Annotated in this window: 1 protein-coding gene and 3 pseudogenes; all 4 read right to left on the reverse strand. The window is 76.5% G+C overall.

Features of this window, described 5'->3' with window-relative positions; all coding sequences use genetic code 11:
- A pseudogene (locus AAHZ94_RS32880) lies at nt 1–453 on the reverse strand (hypothetical protein); the annotation flags it as partial.
- 24 nt (nt 454–477) lie between these two features.
- Nucleotides 478–603 (reverse strand): annotated as a pseudogene (locus tag AAHZ94_RS36555) (double zinc ribbon domain-containing protein); the annotation flags it as partial.
- Between the two features lie 543 nt (nt 604–1,146).
- On the reverse strand, nt 1,147–1,839 hold the full coding sequence (locus tag AAHZ94_RS32885; protein ID WP_349997369.1) for a demethylmenaquinone methyltransferase: 693 nt from the start codon (nt 1,837–1,839) through the stop codon (nt 1,147–1,149).
- Between the two features lie 223 nt (nt 1,840–2,062).
- A pseudogene (locus AAHZ94_RS32890) lies at nt 2,063–2,287 on the reverse strand (hypothetical protein); the annotation flags it as partial.

Below are 2,287 nucleotides of genomic sequence, written 5' to 3' on the forward strand. Positions count from 1 at the left end.
CCCGGGCGCCGGCCCCGCCGCGCGCGCCCCCGCCCGGGCGGCGGGCGGCCCCGGCCGCGCGCCCGGCGGCTGGGCCGGGGCCGAAACGGTGGGCGGATCGGCCGCCGTCAGCGTCGGCAGGTCGGCGACCGGGGTGGCGGGGCTTGGGGCAGCGGGGGTCGGGGCATCGCCCTTCGGGGCGGCAGCGGGCGGGACCGCGGGGCGTACGGATTCGGCCGGGTTCCGCGCCGCGGTCGGTGGCGTGGCCGGGGTGTCGGCAGGCGCCTTCGTGAGGGCCACCGTGGCGACGGCGGTCGGCGACTCGCCTTCGGCGTCGCTCGGGTCGGCGGCATCGGGTTCGGCGGCTGCGGGTTCGGCGGCTGCGCGCGGGTGCGCGGGCGTGGTGTCCGCGGGCGGCCCGGTTCGTACGGGCTCGTGCTTGATGAGGTCAACGGGGCGCGCGGACTCCGCCACGGCTGCGGGCGACGCAGGGAGGGCGCGCCCACACCCCATGCAGAAACGCGCCTCGGTCGGCGCCGGGGCGCCGCAGACAGAGCAGGATTTCGACGACACGGTTGCTCCGTGGGATCGGCACGGTGAGGTACGGCGTGGGGGTGGGTGCATACCCTAGCGGCGCGCGGCCCGGCCGTCCCCCCGTCCCACCATGACCGGCTCACGGACCGACACGTCGTACGAGGTCATGTGCGGGGTCATGCACGCGGTCATGGACAACGTCAGGCACGGGGTCGGGTGCGGAGTCAGGTACGGGCTCACCGCACCCCACGCCCCTCGCGCGCCCCAACACGCCTTTGGGCCACCGCGGTTCCGCCCGCCCCACGAGCAGGACGCGTCTCCCGCCCGTCCCACCGGCTGCCATCAGGGCGCTCGGCCGTACCACGTGACCACACCGCCCGCCCCTCCCCCGCGCACACGGTCAACTCACGCCGCAGTCAAGGGAGTTGGTGGTCGAGCGTCGCCGTGCGAGAGCGCCCCGGGCTCAGCGCGGCACCCGGTCACAGCGCGGCAACCGGACTCAGCACGGCACCCAGCATCGCCGCGTACCCGGAATCGCCACGAGTGCCAGGGGCAAACCCACGCCCCGGGGACGCGCGGAGGCCGCACAGCCGCACACCCCTTACGCGGCGGGCCCCCGGCTCACACCGCTTCCTACGGCTTCGTACCGCGGTGCAGGGCGACCACGCCGCCCGTGAGGTTGCGCCAGGCGACGCGGGACCAGCCGGCGCGCTGGAGCAGCGCGGCCAGGCCGGGCTGGTCGGGCCAGGCGCGGATGGACTCGGCGAGGTAGACGTACGCGTCCGGGCTGCTGCTGACCGCGGTCGCGACCGGCGGCAGCGCGCGCATCAGGTACTCCGTGTACACGGTGCGGAACGGCGCCCAGGTCGGCTGGCTGAACTCGCAGATGACCACCCGGCCGCCGGGCTTGGTGACCCGCAGCATCTCGCGCAGCGCACCCTCGGTGTCCTGGACGTTCCGCAGCCCGAAGGAGATCGTGACCGTGTCGAAGACGTCGTCGGCGAACGGCAACCGGGTCGCGTCGCCGGCCGTCAGCGGCAGGAACGGGTGCCGCTGCTTGCCCGCCCTGAGCATGCCCAGCGAGAAGTCGCAGGGCACCACGTACGCGCCGGCGGTCGTGAACGGCAGCGACGAGGTGCCCGTACCGGCCGCCAGGTCCAGCACCCGCTGGCCGGCGCGGGCGTCCACGGCCCGGCCCACCGCCCGGCGCCACAGGCGGGACTGCCCGAGCGAGAGCACGTCGTTGGTGAGGTCGTAGTTGGCCGCCACGTCATCGAACATCGCGGCGACTTCGTGCGGCTGCTTGTCCAGGGTTGCTCGGGTCACCCTCCCATTGTTCACCCGGCCCCGCCCGGCCCGCCGCGGGGGTCGCCGACCGGCGCGCCCCACCCGGGCAGTCACCTTGACGGGCAGCCTGGCAGTCACCTTGGCAGCCACCCCGCCAGTCACCTTGGCGACCGGCCCGGCGGCCAGCATCCCGCGGGTCACCGCACCGGACCCCGCACCGGGCCCGCACCGGAGCCCGGCCCCGTGCCCGGGTCGCCCCGGGTCAGCGCCGGCGGAAGACCAGCCGGCCGTCGAGCACCGTGGCCAGGCAGGACGCCGCGCCGTGCACCGCCAGGTCGGCGAGCGTCGGCACGGCGAACACCGCGAAGTCCGCCCGCGCACCGGGCGCCAGCGGGTCGGTGAACGCCGCGTCGGGCGACGCGCCGGCCGGCAGCGCGGCCAACGGATCGAGCGAGACCCGCGGCACGCCGGCGCCCTCGGCGGCGCC

This window comes from Streptomyces sp. HSW2009 (assembly GCF_040240285.1).
In the GTDB taxonomy this organism is placed as follows: Bacteria; Actinomycetota; Actinomycetes; order Streptomycetales; family Streptomycetaceae; genus Streptomyces.